19 protein-coding genes are annotated in these 21,943 nt (G+C 51.5%); 3 read left to right on the top strand and 16 right to left on the bottom strand.

Going from position 1 to position 21,943, the window contains the following annotated elements; all coding sequences use genetic code 11:
* Nucleotides 1–31: 31 nt before the first annotated feature.
* The 11 genes from yhbY to AC0YNS_RS00230 all read right to left on the bottom strand — a co-directional run bounded on the left by yhbY (nucleotide 32) and on the right by AC0YNS_RS00230 (nucleotide 11,108).
* A complete protein-coding gene (yhbY, locus tag AC0YNS_RS00280) occupies nucleotides 32–322 on the bottom strand; it encodes a ribosome assembly RNA-binding protein YhbY (RefSeq protein WP_090980029.1) in 291 nt (96 codons plus the stop codon).
* Between the two features lie 125 nt (nucleotides 323–447).
* Entirely contained in the window at nucleotides 448–1,308 is an 861-nt protein-coding gene (gene aroE / locus AC0YNS_RS00275) for a shikimate dehydrogenase (protein WP_475779115.1), read from the bottom strand.
* Nucleotides 1,309–1,352: 44 nt separating this feature from the next.
* On the bottom strand, nucleotides 1,353–2,477 hold the full coding sequence (yqeH, locus tag AC0YNS_RS00270) for a ribosome biogenesis GTPase YqeH (protein ID WP_475779114.1): 1,125 nt from the start codon (nucleotides 2,475–2,477) through the stop codon (nucleotides 1,353–1,355).
* Nucleotides 2,474–3,028, bottom strand: a complete 555-nt coding sequence (locus tag AC0YNS_RS00265; RefSeq protein WP_475780065.1) for a YqeG family HAD IIIA-type phosphatase — start codon at nucleotides 3,026–3,028, stop codon at nucleotides 2,474–2,476. The genes yqeH and AC0YNS_RS00265 overlap by 4 nt, the downstream gene beginning before the upstream one ends.
* Nucleotides 3,029–3,132: 104 nt before the next feature.
* Nucleotides 3,133–5,370: a transglutaminase-like domain-containing protein gene (locus AC0YNS_RS00260; RefSeq protein ID WP_475779113.1), complete on the bottom strand. Its 2,238-nt coding sequence runs from the start codon at nucleotides 5,368–5,370 to the stop codon at nucleotides 3,133–3,135.
* A complete protein-coding gene (locus AC0YNS_RS00255; RefSeq protein WP_475779112.1) occupies nucleotides 5,370–6,626 on the bottom strand; it encodes a DUF58 domain-containing protein in 1,257 nt (418 codons plus the stop codon). Before AC0YNS_RS00255 ends, AC0YNS_RS00260 begins: the two co-directional genes overlap by 1 nt.
* Before the next feature lie 5 nt (nucleotides 6,627–6,631).
* The gene (locus tag AC0YNS_RS00250; RefSeq protein WP_475779111.1) at nucleotides 6,632–7,588 is read right to left on the bottom strand and encodes an AAA family ATPase; all 957 of its coding nucleotides are present in this window, start codon (nucleotides 7,586–7,588) and stop codon (nucleotides 6,632–6,634) included.
* A 184-nt stretch (nucleotides 7,589–7,772) separates the two neighbouring features.
* A complete protein-coding gene (gene spoVAE, locus AC0YNS_RS00245; protein ID WP_475779110.1) occupies nucleotides 7,773–8,123 on the bottom strand; it encodes a stage V sporulation protein AE in 351 nt (116 codons plus the stop codon).
* Between the two features lie 26 nt (nucleotides 8,124–8,149).
* The gene (gene spoVAD, locus AC0YNS_RS00240; RefSeq protein ID WP_475779109.1) at nucleotides 8,150–9,166 is read right to left on the bottom strand and encodes a stage V sporulation protein AD; all 1,017 of its coding nucleotides are present in this window, start codon (nucleotides 9,164–9,166) and stop codon (nucleotides 8,150–8,152) included.
* Nucleotides 9,153–9,620, bottom strand: a complete 468-nt coding sequence (gene spoVAC / locus AC0YNS_RS00235) for a stage V sporulation protein AC (RefSeq protein WP_475779108.1) — start codon at nucleotides 9,618–9,620, stop codon at nucleotides 9,153–9,155. Before spoVAC ends, spoVAD begins: the two co-directional genes overlap by 14 nt.
* A 381-nt stretch (nucleotides 9,621–10,001) precedes the next feature.
* Nucleotides 10,002–11,108, bottom strand: coding sequence for a LacI family DNA-binding transcriptional regulator (locus AC0YNS_RS00230; RefSeq protein ID WP_475779107.1), 1,107 nt, complete (start codon nucleotides 11,106–11,108; stop codon nucleotides 10,002–10,004).
* 151 nt (nucleotides 11,109–11,259) lie between these two features.
* Between AC0YNS_RS00230 and AC0YNS_RS00225 the strand changes: the two genes are divergently transcribed.
* Both AC0YNS_RS00225 and AC0YNS_RS00220 read left to right on the top strand, forming a co-directional pair.
* Nucleotides 11,260–14,430 carry a beta-galactosidase gene (locus tag AC0YNS_RS00225; RefSeq protein ID WP_475779106.1) on the top strand — a complete coding sequence of 1,057 codons (3,171 nt, stop codon included), beginning with the start codon at nucleotides 11,260–11,262 and terminating at the stop codon, nucleotides 14,428–14,430.
* 184 nt (nucleotides 14,431–14,614) lie between these two features.
* On the top strand, nucleotides 14,615–15,880 hold the full coding sequence (locus AC0YNS_RS00220; RefSeq protein WP_475779105.1) for a helix-turn-helix domain-containing protein: 1,266 nt from the start codon (nucleotides 14,615–14,617) through the stop codon (nucleotides 15,878–15,880).
* Nucleotides 15,881–15,928: 48 nt separating this feature from the next.
* On the opposite strand, the gene AC0YNS_RS00215 is transcribed toward AC0YNS_RS00220, so the two are convergent.
* From AC0YNS_RS00215 to AC0YNS_RS00205, 3 genes are all read right to left on the bottom strand, one after another.
* On the bottom strand, nucleotides 15,929–16,501 hold the full coding sequence (locus tag AC0YNS_RS00215) for a nitroreductase family protein (protein WP_475779104.1): 573 nt from the start codon (nucleotides 16,499–16,501) through the stop codon (nucleotides 15,929–15,931).
* A 208-nt stretch (nucleotides 16,502–16,709) separates the two neighbouring features.
* Nucleotides 16,710–17,549 (bottom strand): sugar phosphate isomerase/epimerase family protein, encoded by an 840-nt coding sequence (locus AC0YNS_RS00210; protein ID WP_475779103.1) that lies wholly within the window; start codon nucleotides 17,547–17,549, stop codon nucleotides 16,710–16,712.
* Between the two features lie 21 nt (nucleotides 17,550–17,570).
* Nucleotides 17,571–18,635: a Gfo/Idh/MocA family protein gene (locus tag AC0YNS_RS00205; RefSeq protein ID WP_475779102.1), complete on the bottom strand. Its 1,065-nt coding sequence runs from the start codon at nucleotides 18,633–18,635 to the stop codon at nucleotides 17,571–17,573.
* A 124-nt stretch (nucleotides 18,636–18,759) separates the two neighbouring features.
* Here AC0YNS_RS00205 and AC0YNS_RS00200 point away from each other — a divergent pair, with 124 nt between their 5' ends.
* Nucleotides 18,760–19,626, top strand: a complete 867-nt coding sequence (locus tag AC0YNS_RS00200) for a helix-turn-helix domain-containing protein (protein ID WP_475779101.1) — start codon at nucleotides 18,760–18,762, stop codon at nucleotides 19,624–19,626.
* Nucleotides 19,627–20,075: 449 nt separating this feature from the next.
* Here the strand turns inward: AC0YNS_RS00200 and AC0YNS_RS00195 are convergent, their stop codons facing one another.
* Both AC0YNS_RS00195 and AC0YNS_RS00190 read right to left on the bottom strand, forming a co-directional pair.
* Nucleotides 20,076–20,954, bottom strand: a complete 879-nt coding sequence (locus AC0YNS_RS00195) for a phytanoyl-CoA dioxygenase family protein (RefSeq protein ID WP_475779100.1) — start codon at nucleotides 20,952–20,954, stop codon at nucleotides 20,076–20,078.
* 99 nt (nucleotides 20,955–21,053) lie between these two features.
* Nucleotides 21,054–21,941: a helix-turn-helix transcriptional regulator gene (locus AC0YNS_RS00190; protein ID WP_475779099.1), complete on the bottom strand. Its 888-nt coding sequence runs from the start codon at nucleotides 21,939–21,941 to the stop codon at nucleotides 21,054–21,056.
* Nucleotides 21,942–21,943 lie beyond the last annotated feature (2 nt).

Raw genomic sequence — 21,943 nt, 5'->3', positions numbered from 1 at the left:
ATGACTCCTCTCGCCTTAGCCGAACCTGCCCTTAAGGAAGCTCGATTGTTTTGTTATCTTTTGATTCTTTGTACAATACGATTGTTTTGCCGATGACTTGAACAAGCTCGGAGCCGGATTCTTCCGCGATCCATTGGCCTACTTCTTTGGGGTCATCCATACAATTGTTCAGTACAGAGACTTTAATTAATTCACGAACCTCAATCGCTTCTTCGATGTGGCGAACGAGATGATCGTTTGTGCCGCCTTTGCCTACTTGAAAAATCGGCTGTAAATGATGCGCAAGCGAGCGCAAATGACGTTTTTGTTTACCTGTTAGCATGTGTGATTCCTTCTCTCGTCAAATTAGCTTGAAGTAAGAAGAAACGGCTGTCGCCATACTTTGGCGGCGCAGTAAGTTTCTTCTCGTTAAAAATATAAGCGAAGTATAAAAAACGATATACTTCCTTATATTTCGAGCAGCGCTTCCAGCACGGTCTCCCGCATCGCGGCAACCGGAGCCGGACGGCCCGTCCAATATTCAAAGGCGTATGCGCCTTGATAAATAAACATCCCTAGCCCGCCGTGAATGCGGCAGCCTCGTTCTTGCGCTTCCGCGAGAAATCTCGTCGTCAGCGGGTTATAAATCAAATCGCTCGCAACCGTATCCGGCTTCAGCCAAGTACTGTCTATCGGTGTAGCCTCCACATTCGGATACATGCCAAGCGAAGTCGTATTAATAATGATATCATTCAAGCCGCAGGCTTCCTGCAACTCATCCTGTCCAATCGCGCGAATCGAAGGAACCAATGCTCGGAATGCAGCTGCAAGCTCTTCGGCACGAGCGACCGTACGGTTGGAGATCGTGATGGAGCCGACTCCTTCACGGGCCAGTGCATACAGAATGCCTCGTGTAGCGCCGCCTGCACCGATAATAAGCACATTCGCGCCGGTAAGATCCGACTTCGCCTCTTCTTTAAGCGACCGAACATAACCAAGACCGTCGGTATTGTAGCCTGTCAGATGACCGCCCGTATTCACGATCGTGTTCACAGCACCAATCGCCTTGGCGCTCTCGTCGATTTCATCGAGCAGAGGCATAATATCAAGCTTATGCGGAATCGTCACGTTAACGCCCCGAATCCCCATCGCACGTACCCCTGCTACGAAATCGCCAAGTCGGTCACCGGTAATATGAAAAGCGGTGTAAATGCCATTGATTCCGGTCTCACGAAATGCCCTGTTCATCATAATCGGCGATTTCGAATGCCGAATCGGATCCCCGATCACACTGTAGAGCACGGTATGGCTGTCCACTGCGTTGCCCATCCTTCTGTTCACTCTCCCCATGCAAGATGAATCGGCCTATTCGATTAGATCAGCGCATCACGCTGCAGCACTCGAATCCCCTTCGGTGCGAATACATCAACCAATGCGCCGCTGCTGCCATTGATATGAATCCAGCCCAGACCGGAGATAAACACATCCGTATCCGTGCCGCGTTTGATCGTCAACCGATGACGCGTCCACGCCGGCATTTCCTCTAGCTGCTCCTTAGAAGGAGGCGCGAGCATTTCGCCTTTATGTGTTTCGTACAGCTCGTCTGCACGCTCGAGTTTCGTCCGGTGCACCTGCAGCGCATTTGAGACATAGAGGGAGAAGGATTGACGATCCCCTTCTATGAAATCAAATCTCGCCAGTGCGCCGACAAACAAGGTCTGTCCCGCATTCAACTGGTAAACGAGCTGCTTAATCGGTTTATCCGGCAGCAAAGCGCCAAGCACCTCGCGCGGCACGATCTCTGTCATTCGGTGCGAATATACGATACCCGGTGTATCAATAATTTCATTCCCGTCATCCAGCGGGATATGAACCGCATCAAGCGTTGTGCCCGGGTAACGGGATGTTGTCAGCTCTCGCTCCAGATCGCTGTAGTCGCGAATCAGTCTATTGATTAGCGTCGACTTACCTACGTTAGTAGCGCCGACAACATACACATCCCGCTTCCCGCGATGTGTTCCGATGGCTTCGATAACGCGTTCAAAGCCGATATTGCGCTTCGCGGAGCAAAGCACGACATCGACAACCTTCAAGCCCTGCGCTTTCGTTTGCTTCTGCACCCAGTTAAGAATACGGTTCGGGTTGATACTCTTCGGCAATAGGTCAATCTTGTTCACGACCAGCAATACGGGATTGTTGCCCACGAATCGTTGCAAGCCGGAGATCAAGCTGCCTTCAAAATCAAACAAATCGACAATATGTACAACTAGGCTTTGCGTATTCGCAATCCCGCTTAGCAGCCGCAGAAAGTCGTCTTGATCCACGGCAATTGATGCTGCTTCATTATAGTTCTTGATTCGGAAGCATCTTTGGCAGATGGCCGGATCCTTAGCAAGCGCTGCTTGCGGAATGTACCCCAGCTTGTCCGATGATTCGGTTTGCAGCTTAACGCCGCAGCCCGCGCAAGCCAGTTTGTCTTCTTGATGGTAAGTAGTCATGATTTCTTATGTTCCTCCTCGGGCCATAGCCCTTTCTTCCGCAGACGGGACAGGGCAATGCGTTCCAGAAACCGATTGAAACGGGTCATGATTCCTTCATCATGTGGTGCGATTGGACGAATGAGAATTGTAAACAATCCCATCCTTCTTCCGCCAAGCACATCTGTCATCATTTGATCACCGATTACGACCGTTTGCTCCGCAGACAATCCAAGCTCATTAAGCGCGCGAGTGAACGCCCTTCCGGCCGGCTTCCGGGCAGCATGAACGAACGGAATATTCAGCGGATCCGCGAACTTCCCGACACGTGTTTGATTATTGTTGGATACGATGACAACCTTGAAGCCAAGATTATCGCGCACATCGTCGAGCCATTGGACAAGCTCCGGCGTAGCCAGCGGTTCTCTTGCTCCCACGAGTGTGTTGTCGAGGTCTGTAATGATGCCTCTCATCCCTTGCTCTTTCAAGGCATGCAAATTGATATCATAAATGGTATTGACGCGCATGTGCGGCAACAGCCGTTCAAACATAGTTTCGACTCCCCTGCTTATCGCTATCACGCAAACTATACCATAATTAGTGAATTTGTTGCAAAAAAGCCGCTAAAGATGCGTAAACTCACATCTTTAGCGACTTGTAAGCTCATGAAGCTCATTTATCCCAAATGCTCACGAATATGTTTCATCGTCAGCGACAAACGATCTGCTTCTTCTCTTGTCATCGTTTTATTGCTGTACATCGCTTGCTCGAATGCCACTTGAACATCACGGAAATGCGTCTGCAGCGAAGAGAGCCTTCCCGACCAGCGTGACATCGTTTCCCGGACCGTCTCATACTCGTTGTAGTCGAGTCCCTTCTTGCGGCAATACTTGATCAGACGGTTCGTTTCTCTTACAATGCGCTCATTAATCGTGGCGGAGCCGCCGCGATAGCGCTTGAATTGCGTTAGCAGTGGACGGAAGCCGAGCACTCCGATCAACAGCACAAGTACAGAGGCAGCGGTCCAGAACATCCAAGCTTTCACTTCAAAGCCATTATCTTCTGCAGGCTGTGCTTCGTTGTCCAGCTCCGGAACCGGAACTGGTGCAAGCACGGGTTCAGCCGCGTCCTTCGGTACCGCATAAGGGAATGCGAATCCGGAAGTCGCTTCGAAAGGCAGCCAGCCATACCCATTAAAATAAATCTCAACCCAAGAATGCGCATCTGCGTTTCGCACGGTGTACGTACCCGCATCGCTCTCTTCCGGTTCGATGCCCGTCATCCCTTGGAGACGCTGCATGTCCGGATCAACCGGCTTGGAGCCCGGAGAATACCCCTTCACCCATCTGGCAGGAATGCCAAGTGTGCGTGACATCACGGCAAGCGAAGTGGAGAAGTAATCACAGTAGCCCTCGCGCACTTCAAATAGGAAGGAATCGACGAAATCATCGCTCACTCGCTTCGACAAGTCCGGTGTATTGGTATAAGAGTAGGTGGCCTGCAAGTAGGAGACCAATAAGTTCACTTTATCGTAAGGCGTTGTCACTGTAGACGTTATATTCTGAGCGAGCTGTTTTACGCGAAGCGGCAACGTATCCGGCAGCTGCAAATACATAGGATCGATGTCCTTGCTTAGGGATGCCGGTGCTCCGGATTCCATTGCAGCCACATCAAGAATCGGAATCTTCGATTGAATAATGTAGCTCTCCGGATAGTTAGCCGAGCTGGTCGACTTAGAAAGCCGAAGCTCCCAGGAATCAGACATCCAATTCAGTTTAGGCAGTGATGTATTCTTCCCATTAACCGCAATGACAGATGATATCGGACCTGCTCCGAATATGACCGGATACTTATCCTTCTTCAGCATCGTTACCGTCTGATCGACAACTTCTGTATTAGTCGTTTCGGCAATGCCGCTTGGCTCCAGTTCCTGCTTGCTTTCGATGGAGCCGAGCGCCTTCTCTTTCTTCTCCTGCGGCGCTTCCGACCAGCCCTTCCCGCTATAGAGCGACTTGGTTTCGCCGCGCCAATAGCTGCGTTTGGTGGTCGTGACGGTCATGACCGGCGTGTAGTCGAATTCAAATCCGTTGCCGAGTTCATTGTCATCACGACTGTAGCCGGATTTCCCATCTGCATTGTTCTTGGCGGCAGGAACAATGATCGCCTTGTCGCCGACCAAATTCGGTATGGACTCGCCACGCGCTTCTTTCCACGCCGTATAGGGATCTGTCAAGATCGGCTTAACAGCCGGCACAAACAATCCGGCACCCATAACGAGCGTAATAATAAGCAGCATCGGCAGAAACAAACTGAGCGGATATTCAAGCAGCTGCGCCCAATTCTCCGGATGACGTTCCTTGAATCGAGAGAAGTGGCTCGCAACCAGCCAGCCAAGTCCGATGAACACAAGCCATGCGATCTCATCCCACAAGTGAATCGGTGTAAATAAGGAATCTGCTGCAGCCAGCGAAAGAATCGCAAGCCCCACTATTATCATCATATAAGCACGTTTATGACGCAGGAGCACAATCGCATGGAAGACTGCCCATACGCCAAGGCTAATCCAGATAAATGGAGTCAGTTGGTCGTACTGGAGCTTGAACCAATCCAGCCACTGCGCGGCGGACCGTTTATCTCCTTCGAATGCTACCCACATGTAACCGGAGTAAGCTGCATTAAGGCCTACCAGCGAAATGAGCTGTACGGTGCCGGAAAGCAGCTTGGATGGAATGAGCAGATTAGCGGCAACTGCCGCGAACAGAATGCCATTGACGATCGTATAGGTCTCTGACCACCAGTAGTCACCCAGACATCGAATCCATTGATAGACAATAAGTGCGGAGAAAATAGCCGATAGTTTACGATAAACGTCTGCGGAAAACCATTTGATCGCCGCACGATTGAAGGTTCTCATTACAGCTGACCTCCTTCAAGGGCATCAGGCAGCTCTTGCAGCGAACTGATCGTATGCACCGCGAAGCCGCTCTTACGCAGCAGCTTCATCCATTCGTTGCCGCGGATATCACCGGCGATGGTTCTTCCTGCAGCAGCTTTGGACTGCAAATGAATGAGGACAGGCACGACGCCTGTTCGGTTCAGCCATTCCATGGCACGAATGGTTTCTTCGCCAACCTGGGGACTGACAATGACTACAAAGGAGCCAGCCGCTGTAAGTGTCCCTGACTGCCGGATTGCGCGATAAAGAGGCTGTTCCCCGTCCGCTTTCACGCGGACCAGATGGTTCATCATCAGCTCGCGTTGCTCAGCCGACGCTTTGGGCGTATACCCGTCACTCTTCGCTCCGACGGATATCAGCCCGACGGCCGTTGCTCTGCGAAGACCGAATTCCAGCAGCGAGGCAGCAGCCGAAACCGCCAGCTCAAATTGGTCCTTGTTCTCGTAGGATCCGGCATAACGGTCCAACATGACGACGGTTCGCGGAAGCGATTCACGCTCGAATTCCTTCGATTTCCATTGCCCCGTCTTGGCCGTAGCATTCCAATGAATCCTAGACAGCCGATCACCATAAATATACTCGCGGACACCGTTGATCTGTGTCGTTTCTTTCGCTGATAAACGGGAGGCTGAGGTAGAATACGGCCCTTTCGAACCGCGTTTCATCTGCTTCCACTGCCGAATCTCGACGATACGGGGATAAACCGTGAACGGCTCGGACGATTCGAACGACCCCTTATGCTCGAATAAACCGAATATATCCCGCGTTGAGCATTCTGTTGAATCGAACCGATAAACACCGCGTTCAAGCGGCGGTGTTACATATTGAACGACGCCGTTTCTGCGATAGTTCGGCACGAAGGAAGCTTCAATCGGAATCACGGTTCCGCTTATACTCTTCAAACGGTCACGTACGAGTACATAAGGGATGGGCCAGACGCCAGGAATTTGCATGGTTAAGCTGACTTCAAGCCGGGTTCCGGCGGACAACGACTGCTCGCTAATCGAGTTCGTACCATTGCTCAGCCTCCGAACACCGGTCACCGACGCAATACCGCTCCATCTGCCAAAGACCAGATAAATAAGAAGGACATTAAAGATACAGAACAACATGAAAGACGTCTTGCCGCCTTGAAATAGTAAAAATAAGAGCGAAATCACGTAGACAAGGCCGATAAAACGCCACCTGAACATTGTCGCTTTAGCCGTAAGCATAAGCGTCAGCGCTCCATTCGGACAGGGACATTCGTGTCACGGATGACGGACTGTATCACGTCCTCGGGCTTCAAACCGTTCATTCTGGATTCCGTATGCATAATAATCCGGTGAGCAAGCACCGAGGAAGCAAGCAGCTTCACATCATCGGGTATGACATAATCACGTTCTTGCAGATAGGCATTGGCCCTGGCCGCTGCCGTCAGCGAAATGGCAGCACGCGGACTCGCACCCAGCTGCACGCCGCTATGAGCACGAGTTGCACGGACGATTCGAACGATATAATCGGCAACCGCTTCGTCGAGATGTACACGTTTAACAGCTTCCATCATAACGGCGATTTGCTCGACATCTACTACAGGCTCCAGCTTATCCGCCGGCGAAGAAGCATTAGGAGATATAATCATTTGTCTCTCCGTCACGGCATCCGGATAGCCTAGAGTAAGCTTCATCATAAACCGGTCAAGCTGTGCCTCTGGGAGTGTATACGTGCCATCGAATTCTATCGGGTTCTGCGTGGCAATCATCGTGAACGGTACCGGCAATTCATGAGATTCGCCATCTACCGTAACATGATGCTCTTCCATCGCTTCCAGCAGTGCCGATTGCGTCTTCGTGGTGGCACGGTTTATCTCATCTACGAGCAGCAAATTCGTCATTACCGGACCGGGCCGGAACATGAAAGTTTCATTCTTGGGATGATAGATTGCAACGCCGGTTATATCAGTTGGAAGCAGATCGGGATTACATTGAATCCGTCGGAATTGGCCGCCTATCGTACGGGAGAGTGCTTTGACAAGCTGTGTCTTGCCTGTCCCCGGGACATCCTCGATAAGAACATGGCCGCCGGCAAGCAGCGCTGTAAGCAATCTCTCGATTTCGACATCTTTACCCAATATACAACTGCCTAAATTACGGCGAATTTCCTTACATAAACGATACTCAGTTGTACGATTGTCCATGACAATTCCTCCCGGATGATGATAGTTGGATATGAGAGTGGTGATTCTATTATTTTACAAAAAATACAACAACTCGTATAGCAACATATCCGCCAAAAAAAATTGGAGAATCCCACAGGGACCCTCCAATTCAGTAGAACTGTCTATATTTTCCGCTAATTCACAGGGTTGTGATCAGCTTAGTTTACCCTTTAGGCCGAACCGCCAGCGCTGCCAAAAAGGAGAAAATGATCGCGGCGGAAATCCCTGCGCTCGTGATGCTGAATATACCGGTAATGATCCCGATATAGCCATCCTTCTGATACTCGGTTACCGCGCCGTGCACTAACGCGTTGCCGAAGCTCGTTATCGGTACTGTTGCTCCTGCTCCGGCAAATTTGACGAGCGGCTCGTACAAGCCGACCCCGTCCACAACTGCTCCTGCAACAACGAGCGTTGCCATCGTATGCGCAGGCGTCAGCTTCGCGATATCAAACATAAGCTGGCCAATAACGCAAATACCCCCGCCTACGATAAAAGCCCATAAATAGATCATGTAAGCTCTGCTCCTTTCCTTCCGTATTAGTTGTGCATCGGACTTTCAAGCGCCACAGCGTGCGCAATACATGGGATCGATTCGCCTTGTTGGAACGACAGCGGCGAGAGCAGCGCGCCTGTCGCACAGACGAGAATTCGTTTCAGCTCCCCTTGTTTCAGCCGCTTGAGCAGATGGCCATAAGTAACCGTTGCCGAGCAGCCGCAGCCGCTCCCCCCGGCTTGTACCTTCTGCTTCTGCACATCGTAGATCATTAAGCCGCAATCACCGAATACCGTATCTTCCATCGGCACGCCATCCCGCTTGAGCAAGTCTTTCGCAATGCCATGACCGACCGTTGCCAAATCCCCTGTCACGATCAAATCATAGTCTTTCGGCTGCCTGCCCGTATCGTTAAAATGCGACTTCAAGGTGTCAACGGCAGCCGGAGCCATTGCCGCTCCCATATTAAACGGATCCGTAATGCCCAGATCAACGATTCGTCCGATTGTCGCGCATTCCACTATAGGACCGTCGCCCGACGGGGCTACAACGACCGCTCCTGCTCCGGTTACGGTATATTGCGCCGTCGGCGGCTTCTGGGAGCCGTATTCCGTTGGATAACGGAATTGTTTCTCCGCTGTGCAGTTATGGCTGCAAGTACCTGCAAGCACATATTCGCCCGAGCCGGAATTGACGATAAGCGATGCTATGGCGAGCGATTCCATCGACGTTGAGCAAGCCCCGAATACCCCAAGATAAGGAGCACCGATTGTTCGGGCCGCGAAGCTGTTGCTAATAATTTGGTTCATCAAATCGCCGCCAACGTAGAACTGCAGCTGCTGCTTGTTTACTTTGGCATATTTCAACGCCATTTCAGACGCTTGCTCCAGGAGCAGACGCTCTGCCTTCTCCCAGCTCTTCTGCTGCATATCAAGCTCCGGATGAACAAGATCGAAATCCGCTGCCAGCGGTCCTTCGCCTTCGTCCGGACCGACGACCGTTGCGGCGCCGATAATGACCGGCCGTTGATCAAACCACCATGTTTGTTTACCGCGTAGCATGGAAACTCCCCTCGATTCCGAACACTAAGTAGACGATACCGACAACAAATGCAGCAACGACGCCAAATACAATGACAGAGCCTGCGAGCTTGAACATGTTGGCGCCTACGCCGAGAACGAGTCCTTCGCTGCGGTGCTCAAGCGCCGCCGAGCACATCGAATTCGCGAAGCCTGTAACGGGAACCGCTGTGCCCGCTCCTGCCCACTGCGCAATCTTGTCGTATACGCCAAGACAAGTCAGAATGACAGAGATGAAAATGAGTACAGCTACCGTCGGATTGCCCGCATCTTCTTTGGACATATGGAGCCCATATATGAACACTTCCGTTATGGCTTGTCCAAGTACACATATAAAGCCACCGACAATGAAGGCCCGAACGCAATTAGCCAGTACGGATCGAGCCGGCTCGCGTTTTTTGGCATAGGCCTGATATTCTTTGGGTGACATCGACATTTTTTGGTATTTGCCTTGTCCTGCGCTTTTCGTTGCGATGATGGTTGCCTCCTTGGGTTCGTCTTTCTGGAGTATGTGTTAAATTGCCGTCCATTATGCCGAATTTGGAAGAGGAGACAGGTAATCCGTCCAATGCAAATAAACCTTCGGTATGGCAACCAAAGGTTTACACAGCAATGTCCGGAAGTGAAGCTTATAGAAACGCGATAAACAACAAAACAACCAGCAGCACGAACAGCACAAGCGCAAGCAGCATCGAGACTCTACGGGCATGTTGCTCCATTTGCATGTGGGGAGGCTCCTCTCCGCCTGAAACGGCTTCTGCGCTATCTTATGCGGGCTAATGCGGATACGAGATTTGTCCAGCCGTGATTAAAAAGATCAGCCTGAATTTCGCATCACCAATCTGGCAGAAAGGATGATTTTCTCCTGCTGCGCCTCGGACTGAGCCAGCTTGCGCGCAAATTGCTCCACGGCTCGTATTCCCAGCCACTCCTTCGCCAGATCCACTGTTGTCAGCGGAATAACCGCATCCATCCCGGGAGCCGTATTATCAATCCCGACAACTCTCACTTTCTTCATGACACCTTTCTGATGCAGCAGCTGGAGCAGGTATAACGCGATATCATCGTTCGCACAAATGAATCCATCCGGCTGTTCGTCAGGCTGGTAAGTTCCTTCCTTTGCGTCCATCACTGTGCTATACATCGCATCTAATCGCCGTACAAGAGCAGTTTGCCACGAACTCCACTGCGCGCTTCCATAGGGAACGGTCCATTTCTTCAGTTGAGCGACTGTTTTCTCAGGTTCTCCGCCTCGTCGTCCTTCTTTTGCTTCGTCCATCGCCAGCTTGCATCCCCACCATCGCTCTCGGAAGCTTACGGCAAAGCTGTCACGACCGACAAAAACGAGGGATTTGCAGCCCTGCGTCAACAAATGATGGCAGGCCATTCGGCCCGCGTCCGTATTCGCATTGAGCACGGCATCTGCCCCGATCAATGGCTCTTCGTGATCAGCCAGCACAATGGGAAGTCCAAGGCGCTTCAGCTTGAGCAGCGTGTCCAGCGGGCATTTGCCGGCAATAATGAACCCTGACACCGTGCTGGCTGCTGTATGCTCAGACTCCCGTTCTGGCTCCAGCCAATCTTTAGCAGTCCGATTACCCGCCATTCCGAATGTAAAAAACTTCGGCGTTAGCCCATGCATCCGGCAGCCTGCCACCAGCCCTTCTCTGACGCGCTGCCAGAAATGCGGCTCCTTCGCATGATGTTCATCTAAACCGATATGAACGATTCGTGCCCCATGTACTTCATCTTCCGGCCCGGCAGGTACAGGACGCATCTTGTACCCCAGTGCGCCGGCCAGAGCTGTTACTTCCCTGCGGGTCGACTCACTGACGCCTGGTTTGCCTGCAAGCGCTTGGGAGACAGTATACTTGGACACACCTAAACGGTCGGCTAATTGCTGCATCGATATTTTCTGTGCCACGGCTGCTTCACCCCTTCGAACTCGCTATAATTCCGATTGACTTTTCTTTAGTTTACCTCTAAAGTTGGCCCCGGATAAAGAGTGAATCAACCTAACAAACCTAACAATATGTGAACAAGACGAACCAATAATGAGAGGCAGTGACACGAGAATGAGCAGCACTATTTTGTTCTATGATGAAAGTTTCCCCTATACAGGAGATCGCCTGGATGCCGGGACGCTGGCGAAGCTGCGTGAAAGCTTCCAAATCGTAACAGCAGCTGAGCTTGCTGATCGTTTGCCAGGCGCTTCTACATATGTGCATCTTCACGGTTCCTATTTCCCTAAATCAGCTTGGCCCGCCATTCTGGCGCATGCTAATGAAGGTAAAGGGCTGCTTGTAGCAGGCGGCGCACCATTCAAAACACCTGTATATGAAGAGAACGGCGAGTGGCAATTCGAACCGGATCAAACGGCTTATCACCAACAGCTGCATATCCATGAGGCTCTGCCGGTTACAGTGGATGGCGTTGCCAAACTTCAGCATTTACGCGATATTCCTCTCTTCGCAGGGTACGAATCGTTGTTTACGATCGAGTCCACATTCGGTCTTGCGCTGCATGTCACAAGAGCGGATGACGCGCCGGGCGAAGGCGGCTCTGCCGGCCCAATCGACGCTCACATCTACCCGCTGCTTCGCGGGATCAGCGGAGACGGCCTTGCGCGTGAGCTGTCAGCGCCTGCTATCTTGCTTGAGCACACGAAAGGTCCTTTCAGCGGCGGCCGCTGGATTCTTATCAATCAGCCGCTGCGCAGCTCGTTCTGGTCGGGCAATGGCGCTGCCGCACTCTCCGAGTGGGCGGGCTTCACATCGCAAGGCGTTACAGAGCTCTGGTTGAAGCCGAATTACGGCTCGTATGAGCTTGGCGAGCGTCCGGTCTTGATGCTGCAAGGTCAACAGCTGCAATTGGCTCGTGACGAGCGGACAAGCAATCACACGGCGGCAGCATGGTCGTTTACTATGCGCGTGCGCAAAGCAAACAGCAATACGGTCAGCGAGCCTACTCCTTCTTTTGTCTATGAGGAAGCGGATTTCACAGAAGTATGGCGCAGCGATGCAGAGCTTGCGATTGGTCGTGAGCTGAGCATTAAACGTATCGTATTGCCGTTTAACGTAGAAGCAGGCTTCTATATCGTAGAATGCGAGGCTGTTTCTCCTGCGGGCGAGCGTCGCTTGCTCCGCCAAGGCTTCTGGGGTATGGATGAGGCACTGCTCAATTCCGGAGAGATGATTACTTGCGACCGGGACTATTTCTGGAAGAACGGCCGTCCGCTTCCGATTGTCGGCATGACTTACATGACGAGCGACGTGGCGCGTAAATATTTGTTCCTGCCGAATGCTGCTGTATGGGATCGCGACATGGCCCAAATGAAACGCGCGGGCATCAACTCCATTCGTACCGGGATCTGGACAGCGTATCGCAGTGTCATGTTTGTAGACGGTCATCCCTATGAAGAAGTGCTGCGCGCAATCGATGCCTTCTTCCTTACAGCTAAGCGATATGACCTTGAAGTTACGTTTAACTTCTTTGCTTTCACACCGGAAGCATGGGAAGGCGTTAACCCTTACCTTGATCCGCGCAGTGTTGAAGCACAGAAGCGTTTCATCGCGGCAATCGTGTCCCGCCATGCTGAATCCAAGCATGTCCATTGGGATTTGATCAATGAACCATCCATGTTCGATCCGACACGGATCTTCTCGGGACCACGATCCGCTCACGATCAGTTCGAGAAGACACATTATGTCAAATGGCTGCGGGAGCGCCATGGCTCGATTCGCGTGCTTCAAGAGCGCTGGAATATGACAACTTCGGAGCTGCCTTCCTTTGAATCCGTGAAGCTGCCGGAGCAGAGCGAAATCGCCTTCGGTACGACTAATACGCTGAAGAAACTTGGCGGTCCTTGGCTTGACTATACCTTGTTTACAATGGATATGCATAACCGCTGGGCTTCCCAGTTAGTTGCTACGATTCGAGCGATCCAGCCGAAGCAGCTGGTGACCGTCGGCCAGGATGAAGGGCTTGGCGCTCAGCGTCCATCGCCGTTCTTCTATGCGCAAGAGGTCGATTATACAACGGTTCACTCGTGGTGGCTGATGGACAATCTCGTGTGGGATGGTATTTTCGCCAAAGCACCGGATAAACCGAACCTCATTCAAGAGACCGGTATTATGTATGTAGAGACGCCTGACGGTCGCGCTAAACGCAGCGAGGAAGAGCTTCGCAACATTTTGGAGCGCAAATATGCTTATGCCTTCTCTACAGGCGGAGCCGGTGCGGTTCAGTGGATCTGGAACATTAACTTCTACATGAACAATATCAATGAGTCCCATATCGGAGCGCTGCGCGCAGATGGTACGGAGAAGCCCGAAGCCAATGTATCGTATGATTTCGGCGCATTCATGGAGCAAATTCGCGACTTGTTCGTGGATCGCAAGCTGGAAGAGGTTGCTGTTATTTTCCCTTATTCCAACGACTTCTCGAACCGTAAGCTTGCCTATGGAGCAACCACTCGCGCGATTCGGACACTGTCCTACACGATGAATGTTCATGCATTCGGCCTTGGCGAATATCAGCTGGATTCGCTTGCGGTTACGAAGCCGAAGCTCATTATCGTGCCAAGCGCGCATAACTTCAGCAGCCAAGCACTGGATCAGCTTCTCGCGCACGTGAAGACCAATGGCGGTACGCTTCTCTTTACCGGCCCGCTTGGGCTGGACGAGTACTGGCGCCCGGTTGAGCGTTTGACAGGCGAGCTGGGACAGAACGCAGTCAGCAATTTGCTTCGTGAAGAGCTGCTAGAGCTCGGCGATGGTGTGCTGCATCCGATTTCCTTCGGCGGCGATCGCATTACGGACAGCAACAAAGGCGTACTCGCTTCCGCCGATAAAGGCCCAGCCAAAGTAACGGATATTGCGCTTGGCGCTGGTCGCCTGCTGTGGTGCCCGCTTCCGCTTGAGCTGAATGAACGCCTTGAGCCGCTGCAAGCGGTGTACGGTGCTGCATTGGCGCAAGCCGGCGTGGCTGATGAGCTCGAATGGCTGCATGGCGGGGAGCTGCCTGGCGTTTATGGCCGTAAGATGGCCTTCGCTTCCGGCTCGCTTTATATCTTCGTATCGGAATTCGGCTGCGATACGGCTATTGAAGTCCGCGATCCGCAGACTGGCGCCGTGTACGCCTTTACACTTCCACAGGAGCGGACTGTGATGTTCGCTGCTGATGCTGCCGGCAAACTTCTTGCGGTTTATCGTCCGCATGAAGTTCAAATCGACGTTTCCCTTTAATAGGGGCTAAGGGCTAAGGGCTAAGACAAGCAGACCGGAGTAAAATGAACTCCCTGCTTGTCTTTTCTTTTTGTCATACCGTCTTCAAGGTCATGCTATAATGGTGAAATCGTATCATTCTTAGGCTTCGTCCCACCAGGAATGTAAGGTTATGGAAACGAAGTTGCAGTTGGAGGAATCACGCATGCATGTAGGAAAAATTATCAAATTTTATCGCGAACAAGCACGTATGACCCAAGAACAGCTGGGAAAAGGCATTTGCTCTGATACGCATATCAGTAAAATCGAGCGCGGCTCGACGGACTTCTCACCTGAGGTGATTGCACTTCTCACTGAACGGTTGAATATCCGCCTCGACCATGAGCTCATTAAACTAAACACCATTAAGAAGCGATTATTTGCCTGGCATGAGGCGATCGTGATGCTGCTGCTGGATGAAATGGAAACGATAAAGCTGGAGCTTGCGAATGAGCAGCTGATTCAAATTTCCGATTACACCGCCTTATACCAGCTCATTCAGGCTCGTTATTATCTGGTTCATTCCCAGTCGGACCCTGCCTATGCCATCGTTCAGAAGATGCAGCGCAGCCACTCCAAACTCCCAACCTACGAGAGCAACCTGCTTCTTCACATCACGGGAATCTGTTATCTGGCCAGACAAGACTATCGATCTGCAATTGATACCTTGAAGCAAATTGACGATGAGGAATATAACAATCCGGAATATTACTATCATATGGCTGTGGCTTATCATTGGATCGGGTCCCACATGATGGCCTATTATTACGGGGAGAAATCGCTGCGTTTCTTCAAAGACAGCCGGAACTTCGTGCGCACCATCGATGCAGAGATGCTGTTGTTGTTGCAAGTTGTGTTCGACGAGAATCGTAACCATGCGGATATTATCGTGCGTTTCGAGAATTTGATCAAGTCCTGCGACATCTGTAACACGCCTGAGCGTAAACGGATTGCCTTGCATAATCTAGCCTATGAATATCTGGAACAGAACAATTACGAGATGGCAGCTAAGAATTATCAAGCTTCGATGGCATTGAATAACCCGAAGACGATGCTGTACCTGCTCTCGCTCGAAGGTTATATCCGCTGTTCCCTGCAGGGGAAACTACTGGACAAAGAAGAGCTGCTGCGAGTTACGGAAGGCGGACTCCGTTCCGCGAAAGAAATTCATGACCACATGCTGCAAATTCGGTTTCAGCTCCTCCTCTATAAGATCGAAGAGCAGCACGAGCAATATTATAGTTATTTGCGCAACAGTGCGCTGTCCGTAATCCGTAAACATGGCGATGCGATGCTGGTAGAACGGTGCGAGAAGGAGTTATTCAACTATTATATGACAACCGGTCAACCGGAGCTGGCGCTGGAAACGGCTAGTTTCTTAATTAATAAAGACAAGCCGCCGCTGAACAAAAAAGAGATGATTCCCGGTTGATCCGGGAACCATCTCTTTTTTGTTGTTCTCAGCTGGCTGCTCGTTAATCTAGCCGTCAATCCAGGTCGTCTTGAGCTCAGCTGCTGCCCGCTTCGCTTGCGGCGGAGCCATATCCGGTACACCAAGATAGATGAAACCGAGCATCTTATCCTGCGGACGCAGGCCGAAACTTTCATTCATCAGCGGGTGGTAGCATGGCTCTCCACTGCGCCATACAGCACCAAGGCCGAGAGCGTGTATAGTAAGCAGCATGTTCTGGATGGCTGCATTTACGGCTCCGTATTCCTCGAGCTCGATAATATCGTGCCTCTCAGCCGGCGAGACGGCAACCGCGATGATGACAGGTGCGCGGAACGCTTTTTTGATCGCTGATTCTGCTTTGAGCGCATTCTCAGGTGATGATGGATCAGCCTCGCCTACAAGCGCTATACTTGCAAGTGCATCGCCGAGCTGCTTACGTCCGTCCCCGCGAAGGACGAAGAACCGCCAAGGCTCTGTTAAGCGATGATTCGGCGCCCAAACGCCTGCTTCCAAGATCTGCTCGATAACCGCTTTATCGATTGGCTCCTGCGTTACTTTGCCAATACTTCTTCTAGTTCGAATTGCCTCGTGAATATTCATGGACCGTCTCCTATTCTAGTAAGTGATACTATAATTGTAGCATATTTCGTCTCGGAATTTGATCCACGGATGCCATGCAAGAAGTTCCCAGCTACAACGCGCCGATGCAAATAAGCCCTGTACGATTTGTTAGTAGCGGTCCTCCGGACAAAAAAAATCCCGTCAGAATCGGCTGCCACAGCCGACCCCGCGGGATTCTCTATCTCGATTATGCCAATCCAGCCGCAGTATACACGCGATCGAACCCTGCCTTGGAGCGTGCAAGCAGCTCCTCCGGCGATTGTGCAGGCGGTTCAGCAGTGAGGATCTCCTGCGTTACCGAACCCTTATAGCCAATCGCACTCAACGCACGAAGGAATCCGGCCAGGTCAATTACGCCCTCGCCCGGATAGAGTCTGCCATTATCGCGTACCTCTTCTACCGGCAGATCCGGCGCATCGTTAATATGAACATGAACGATCTGATCCGGCGTAAGCGCCTCGATATCGGCAAGGCTCAAGCCGTTCGTGTACCAGTGATACGCATCGAATAACAGGCCGACATTCGGTTCGCCAATCGCGGCGATCCAATCGAGCGTTTCCTCCAGCGTCCATAGAAACGAATTCGTCCACGCGCTGCGCAGATGATGCGGGCCAACAAATTCGAGCCCCAAGGAAATGCCGTACGCACCTAGAATTTGTGCACATGTGCGCAGTCTGCGCGTTGCGAGCACTGTGAAATGCGCTGCTTTAAAGTTCGTAGCAGGCAGCACATACGTGCAGCAGCGCGTGCAGCCAAGAGCGGCTGCGGCTGCGGCTTCCTCGGCCAGCTTGCTGAGTCCCTCACGGAATTTCTCCTCCGAGTCCCGCCATTCTACGGAAAGGCCGATTGAACCAATGGCAACTTCATGTTTCGCCAGAAGCGCCTTTGCGCCTTCCAAACCATTGCGCTCAATAAGTCCCTTCGCATTAATATCTACGGTTTGGAATCCGTACTGACTTGCTGCGACGATTAGATTCTCATCGCTTCCGATATTGCCGAGTCCGGCATGTGATAATCCTCTTAGCATAGGAATGATCCTCCAATTGTTTTATAGATTCCAGTCCAGCTTCACTTCGTTACCTGTGCGGGAGGATTCATAGATCGCATCCAACACCAGATTGTTCGTAAACCCGGACAGCGCAGACGTAATCGGCTGCTTGCCTTCTTTAATGCAGCTCAAGAAATGGCGGCTGAGACGCAAGCGCTCATTCTCGTCGTTCTCCGGTTTGCCGAGCGCAATTTCCATCGGCTGATTGAACTTCTCCGTGAGCAGCTTACCCTTAGCACCACGGTAGCTTGCCCCGCCTTCCGTACCCATCAAATGCACGAATGGCGTATTGTCCGTGTCCATATGAACGGCCCAGCTGACTTCCAAGGACAGCGTGCTGCCGTTATCCATTTTGATCAAAGCGGTTGCCAGATCCTCGACATCATAGATACCGTCCCAATTCGGTTTGCCCCACGTACCAATCCCTTTACGCTTAGGACCGAACTCCGCATAGGTGGCACCATAGACCGATACCGGCTTCGGATTGCCCATGAGGTACAGCGCAAGATCCAGCATATGAACACCGATATCAATCAGAGGACCGCCGCCGGATTGATCGGTTCGCGTAAACCATGTGCCCCAGCCGGGTATACCTTTGCGGCGATACCAGCCTGTTTTGGCTGTATAAATATGCCCCAATTCGCCGCGGTCGATCTGTTCCTTGATTTGCATCGGAACCGACTCCCAGCGCATCTGATGTGCGATCATGACGACACGATCGGAGGAGCGGCTCGCTTTCAGAATTTGTCTGGCTGCATCGGCATTGATCCCCATCGGTTTCTCCAGCAGCACATGCTTGCCGGCTTCAATCGCTTGAATCGCGAGCTCCGCATGATATTGGTTGGGAACGCCGATTACAACAGCATCCACATTATCGCTTTGAATCAATGCTTCGGGCGATGCCAGCACCTCGGCAATGCCGTATTCCTTGGCCCTTTGCTCAGCCAAAGGCAGAAACACATCTGTGATTGCGGTTATTTGGCAGAGCTCGCCAAGCTGCGAGAATTGTGCTGCGTGAACGCTTCCAATATTTCCTGCACCAATAATACCAATTCGAATCGCCATGTTAATCCATCTGCCTCCTCGGATCCATCACTACTTCCACCATTTCTATGATAAAGTAGTACAGAGAAAAAAGCGTGACTTATATTTCGATAAACGTCCCATTTCTTCGGAGGCCTCCTATTCTATGACCTTTTTTCCGGATTACTTGAAAACATACCCGAATATGGATACCGCTTTCCCGCTTCATATGAGCTTAAACACACTCAAACAAGGATTTCGTGCGCATCGCCACGATTTCCTTGAGTTCTCTTATGTCATAGAAGGTCGAGGCTGGGAAAGCATCAACGACGAGAAACATGAGATGCGCCCGGGCACGTTTACGTTCGTGCAGCCTTATCAAGTCCACGAGATCTTCACCGAACCCGGAAGCACGCTTGTGCTCTATAACTGCAATTTCAGCATGGATCTGCTCATCGATTCCGGACACGGCGACGGTCTCACAGACTTAATTGAACCAAGCCTACTAGAGCCATATACGACATTTGCCGGCTCGAAGCAGAAGAGAATGCTTTTTCTCATGGAAGACATGCTGACGGAGTATGCCGGGAACGAGCCTTGGCGGCAAACATTGCTGCAGGCCAGATTGAAGGAGCTGCTCGTTTGCTTTGACCGAGAGCGCAGAGCCAATCAGCCGGAAAACATTCCAATAACCTCGACAGCCAAAACAAACCCGTCGATCTGGCCCATCATCCACTACATTCACCGCAACTACCGCGAAGAGCTGACATTATCGCAGCTTTCGGATCGTTTCGGTATGAGCGTCTCTCGCATTAGTGAGGTGATTAAGGAAACGACCGGCCAAACCTTCGTTCATTTCGTTCATGATTTGCGTTTGCGGCATGCAAGCAGCTTGCTGGTATCAACCGATTACAGCGTCGTCGATGTCGCACTTGAGGTCGGCTTCGGCTCCTACAAAACCTTTGTCCGTATTTTCCGTGAACGTAAAGGCATGGTGCCGATGGCCTATCGCAAAGCAAAACGACCCCAATAATGAGGCCGTCAGGCTGTCCGAGAAAGTCTAGTCAACAGACAACCAGTTTGTTGTCTAGACATCATGAATAAAATGTTAACGGTTGTCAGAGTGGCTATTTCATGAAAACAAGCCTGTTTGAAACGCTAACGGTTGTGACAGGCGTTATTTGCAGCAAATCGACCGATTCCCAGTGGAAAACGTGCAAATAAGCTCGCTGGCAACCGTTAGAAAATAAAAAGTGTAATTTCAGGCCATTTAACCACTTTCACAACCGTTAAAGTTGGCATGCAACAAAGCATGCACGCATCGCGTTGAAACAACCGAAGTTGTATCAACGCGGTTCCCGACATACTGTCGGCCCCCCGTAATGGGGTCCGTTTCGTATCGTCGACGTGTGACCGAGCACCGCGTGCCGGGATGGCACTGCCCGCCGGGAGGCGCGCGCGGTGCGGACAAAAATAAACAAGCTACACGCGGTGCATGCTCTTCCCTTTCTCTTCTTTTACCTCAAGCCACAATTTGCGCCACTCCGTTACATCTGTAAGCACGCTTGCCGGGTCATACGCACTCCGAACCGGGAAGGAAGGATGCATCGAACGTCCGGACGGAGCGCCTGTCTTATGATAGCGCAAATCGATCGACCAGCGGATGATATCCGAACGATTCGAGATGCCCCGATGCGGCGTATACTTGTTCATGATGACGAGGCCGCCCTTCTTGCACTCCGCAAACACAGGCGTTACCGCAGGCAGCTTCTCCGGGACGATCGTTGTGCCGCCTTCTGCGCGATGGTTGATGTAGCCTTGCTTGAATACATGCGGCATAATCTCCATGCAGCCGGTTTCGGCGGTTGCATCCACAAGCGGCAGCCAGAACGTAATAATCTCCGACGCTTCCGAATCCGGCGAGGTGACGGCGCAATCCTGATGCCAAGGGACATTTTGAAAATAATCCGGTTCTGACTGTGTCGACTTCGCAGGATGCTTCGCGCGAATATGCTGAATCGGGTTGCAGCTAAGCTCCGTTCCCAACAGGCATTCTACGAGATCAAGCAGACCCTCGCTGCCCATGAACCGGAAGATGGCCTCACCCAAATAGCCGTTGATATCAAAACCTCTGCTGATTTCCTTATTCTGCTCATACAGCCTCGTATAACGTTTCTCAAAAGGCTCATCCTCGTGCAGCTCTGTCAACTTGCCCTCAGCCAGAAGCTGCCTGGCTCTTGCATCAAGCTCCGCCGAAAGCTCGTCGATAACGGGCTGCAGCTCCTCATCCGTAAAAACATTCGGCACAATCAAATATCCTTCGGTTTGATATCGGATCATTTGCTCAAGCGTTAATCGCATTTGCCCACCGACCGCCTTTGATCTGGGATTGTTCTTCTCTTCTTCATCATAGCGGTGCCGCCAGTTGATAGGAAGGTAGAATCTCACACGGAATGCGGACTATATTATCCGATATTCGCTAGGTGCACGCCCATGATGTCTGCGGAACAGTCTGGCAAAATAAGAAGCATCCTCGTAGCCGAGCATCTCAGCAATGCTGAATACGGGAAAATCAGTGTACAGCAGCAATTTCTCTGCCTCAATCATACGCAATTGCTGCAGATATGCCATTGGCGTCATCGATGTATGCGCTTTAAATACGCGGCACAGGTAATTCGGCGTCCAATGTACATGGTGGGCCAGCTCCTCCAGCTTGAGCTGTTCTCCGATATGTGCACGCATATATTGCTGGAGCGCATTGATTGCACCGGTTAGAGCACTGGCTTGTCGTTCCGTCGACGTCGAATCGACGACCTGCTCACTAAGCTTCCCTATCGTTTGTTCTACGCGAAGCATTAACTCGATCACCAGCAGTGACAGATGCTCTGCTGTGAAATATCGATTGCTGGGATCAAGCAGCCGATTAAATCCTTCAAGCAGAAAAGGCCTGAGTGCAGGCGGTACGAGAATGGGCTCGTTACGAAAAACGGCAGGCAGCAAATAACCTCTCTGCTCTTCCATCCAATCGAATAAGTTCACCGTTTGTGCAGGCTCATTACTCTCTTCATCACGCAGTAGAAACGTACATTCCAAATTATGTAGTCCAATGTCATCATCAGCATGAAATTGATGCCATTCATTCGGGTTGATTACATACAAGAAGCCGGGCAAAGCCCGGCTCTTCCTGTCGTTAACGAGGAAGTTGCCCGCTCCCCCGGTAATATACATCAAATGAAAAACCGGGTGTTGGTGCCTTGTCGTTAACACCCCTTTACGGCCTTGCTGTCGATCAGTCGTAACATGCTCCGGACGTAAGCTCTGCCCCTGCATCACCAGTCGTAAGCTCATGC

The sequence above is a fragment of the Paenibacillus sp. J22FR21 genome, assembly GCF_056269135.1.
Note: the sequence above shows the minus strand (reverse complement) of the source record. Positions and strands in the feature narration are given on the sequence as shown.

Coding starts and splice junctions, on each gene's coding strand:
- AC0YNS_RS00190 (WP_475779099.1), bottom strand. CDS start 21,941: ATGAGCTTACGACTGGTGATGCAGGGGCAGAGCTTACGTCCGGAGCAT.
- spoVAC (WP_475779108.1), bottom strand. CDS start 9,620: ATGTCGATGTCACCCAAAGAATATCAGGCCTATGCCAAAAAACGCGAG.
- yhbY (WP_090980029.1), bottom strand. CDS start 322: ATGCTAACAGGTAAACAAAAACGTCATTTGCGCTCGCTTGCGCATCAT.
- AC0YNS_RS00260 (WP_475779113.1), bottom strand. CDS start 5,370: ATGAGAACCTTCAATCGTGCGGCGATCAAATGGTTTTCCGCAGACGTT.
- AC0YNS_RS00220 (WP_475779105.1), top strand. CDS start 14,615: ATGCATGTAGGAAAAATTATCAAATTTTATCGCGAACAAGCACGTATG.
- AC0YNS_RS00215 (WP_475779104.1), bottom strand. CDS start 16,501: ATGAATATTCACGAGGCAATTCGAACTAGAAGAAGTATTGGCAAAGTA.
- AC0YNS_RS00195 (WP_475779100.1), bottom strand. CDS start 20,954: ATGCGATTAACGCTTGAGCAAATGATCCGATATCAAACCGAAGGATAT.
- AC0YNS_RS00255 (WP_475779112.1), bottom strand. CDS start 6,626: ATGCTTACGGCTAAAGCGACAATGTTCAGGTGGCGTTTTATCGGCCTT.
- AC0YNS_RS00210 (WP_475779103.1), bottom strand. CDS start 17,549: ATGCTAAGAGGATTATCACATGCCGGACTCGGCAATATCGGAAGCGAT.
- yqeH (WP_475779114.1), bottom strand. CDS start 2,477: ATGACTACTTACCATCAAGAAGACAAACTGGCTTGCGCGGGCTGCGGC.
- AC0YNS_RS00225 (WP_475779106.1), top strand. CDS start 11,260: ATGAGCAGCACTATTTTGTTCTATGATGAAAGTTTCCCCTATACAGGA.
- AC0YNS_RS00200 (WP_475779101.1), top strand. CDS start 18,760: ATGACCTTTTTTCCGGATTACTTGAAAACATACCCGAATATGGATACC.
- AC0YNS_RS00205 (WP_475779102.1), bottom strand. CDS start 18,635: ATGGCGATTCGAATTGGTATTATTGGTGCAGGAAATATTGGAAGCGTT.
- aroE (WP_475779115.1), bottom strand. CDS start 1,308: ATGGGCAACGCAGTGGACAGCCATACCGTGCTCTACAGTGTGATCGGG.
- spoVAD (WP_475779109.1), bottom strand. CDS start 9,166: ATGCTACGCGGTAAACAAACATGGTGGTTTGATCAACGGCCGGTCATT.
- spoVAE (WP_475779110.1), bottom strand. CDS start 8,123: ATGATCTATTTATGGGCTTTTATCGTAGGCGGGGGTATTTGCGTTATT.
- AC0YNS_RS00250 (WP_475779111.1), bottom strand. CDS start 7,588: ATGGACAATCGTACAACTGAGTATCGTTTATGTAAGGAAATTCGCCGT.